At 66.5% G+C, this 2,166-nt stretch carries 2 protein-coding genes and 1 pseudogene; all 3 read left to right on the top strand.

The genetic code is table 11. The annotated features are described in order from the left end of the window. Positions 1-104 precede the first annotated feature (104 nt). Positions 105-836 (top strand): DsbA family protein, encoded by a 732-nt coding sequence (locus B3547_RS12710; protein ID WP_233497910.1) that lies wholly within the window; start codon positions 105-107, stop codon positions 834-836. A gap of 95 nt (positions 837-931) precedes the next feature. Further along, positions 932-1,681, top strand: a complete 750-nt coding sequence (locus B3547_RS12705; protein ID WP_292963702.1) for a DsbA family protein — start codon at positions 932-934, stop codon at positions 1,679-1,681. A 27-nt stretch (positions 1,682-1,708) separates the two neighbouring features. Next, positions 1,709-2,166: pseudogene (locus B3547_RS12700) on the top strand (AAA family ATPase); the annotation flags it as partial.

The following is a 2,166-nucleotide window of genomic DNA, read 5'->3' as shown; positions in this document are numbered from 1 at the left end:
GATCCGGAACTGCGGGCCGTGCTGGAATCGCTGGCGCGCAACCTGGGCGGGAACACTTCGGACGGCAATCAGGACGGGGAAAAGACACAGTGATGCGATCGATCGTGCGGGCCCTGAGCATGCTGGCGCTGGCCTTGGCCGGAATGATGACATGGACCACGGCGGGTGCTGCGGCGGGGACGGGGGCCGGGACCGCAGCGGGCCGCCTGCCCGCCACCACGCGCCCGCCGACCACGATCGTCACCCGCACGGCCACCGAAAGCCACATCCTGGGCAACCCAGCCGCGCCGGTGAAGCTTGTGGAATACATCAGCTATACCTGCCCGCACTGCGCCGAATTCCACCATGAATCGCTGGCGCAGCTCCAGATCGGGTTCATCGGCAACGGTAAGGGTTCGGTCGAGATCCGCAGCTTCGTGCGCGATCCGGTGGACATGACCGTAGCCCTGCTGACGCATTGCGGGCCGCCGTCGAAATTCGTCACCCTGCACAACGCCTTTCTGGGCAGGCAGGCCGACTGGATCGGCCCGATGGTTTCCGCCAACGCGGCCCAGCGGCAGCGCTGGACCGCCGGCGATTTCGCCAGCCGCACCCGCGCTATCGCCAGCGATTTCCATTTCTACGAGATCATGGCGACGCACGGCTTCGACCGCCCCGCCACCGACCGCTGCCTGGCCAACAAGGCCCTGGCCGACAAGCTGGCCAAGGGCACGCAGGACGCGGTGGACAAGGACTTCGTCACCGGTACGCCCAGCTTCGTGCTCAACGGCGTTCCGCTTTCGGGCACCTATACCTGGGAAGCGCTGAAGCCGCAGATCGAAGCCCGCCTGCACTGATCGGCCACGCACGCTCTTCAATCCGGCTTCAATCCGGCGCGCGGATCGGCTAGCCCTTGTCCCAAGCGCCACTTCCAATTCCGGGAACAGCATCCATGAAACTTACCCGTAGCCGTCTTCTCCTGCTTGCCCTGCCGCTGGCGCTGGGCCTTTCCGCATGCGGCAAGAAGGATGAGGTTGGCGCCGGAGCCGAAACCGCCGCGCCGATCGCCAAGATCGCGCCGCCGGCCGGCAAGGCGTGGACCGACATGATCTCCGCCACGCCCGATGGCGGCTACCTGATGGGCAACCCGCAGGCACCGCTCAAGCTGATCGAGTTCGGCGCGCTGAGCTGTTCGCACTGCGCCGCCTTCTCCAAGGAAGGCTTTCCCAAGCTGAAGGACGAATACATCGCCAGCGGTCGGGTCAGCTACGAACTGCGCCTGTTCATGCTCAACGCGCTCGACGTGCCGGCCGCGCTGCTGGCCACTTGCGGTTCGCCCGAGGCGGTGATCCCGCTGAGCGAACAGTTCTGGGACTGGCAGCCCAACATGTTCACCAACCTGCAGAAGGATGAAGCCCGCTTCAAGGCGCTGGCCGAACAGCCGCCGGCGCAGCGCTTCGCCGGCATCGCCCAGCTGGGCGGCATGACCGACTTCTTCGCCGCGCGCGGCATCGCCGCCGATCAGGGCGCCGAGTGCCTGTCCGATACCGCGAAAGCCACCGAACTCGCCAATCGCACCGACAAGGCGACCAAGGACTTCAACGTCACCGGCACGCCCACATTCATCCTGAATGGCAAGAATCTGGAAGTTGCAAGCTGGCAGGAACTGGAACCGCTGCTACAAAAAGCTGGCGCGCGCTAAAGGGGAGCACGCGCGGAAGGGGGGCTAATGGAATTCAGGCGCTTGAAGCTGACCGGCTTCAAGAGCTTTGTGGAACCCGCCGAACTCCGGATCGAACCGGGGTTGACGGGCATTGTCGGCCCCAACGGTTGCGGAAAATCGAACCTGCTGGAAGCGATCCGCTGGGTCATGGGCGAAAGCTCGGCCCGGTCGATGCGCGGCGGCGGCATGGAAGACGTGATCTTCGCGGGCACCACCCAGCGCCCCGCGCGCGCCTTTGCCGAAGTGATGCTGACGGCGACGACCGATCCTTCCGGTCCGTTCGGCGGCGAACTGGAAGTGGTGCGCCGCATCGAACGCGGCGCGGGCAGCGCCTATCGCGNNTCTTCGCCGATGCCGCCACCGGCGCGCACAGCCCGGCGCTGGTCAGCCAGGGCCGCATCGGGGCGGTGATCGCCGCGCGCCCCGCCGAACGGCGCATGATGCTGGAGGAAGCGGCGGGGATC

The organism is Novosphingobium sp. UBA1939, from assembly GCF_002336885.1.
Classification (GTDB): domain Bacteria; phylum Pseudomonadota; class Alphaproteobacteria; order Sphingomonadales; family Sphingomonadaceae; genus Novosphingobium.
The sequence above is the reverse complement of the archived record's forward strand: the minus strand, read 5'-3'. Positions and strand labels throughout refer to the sequence as shown.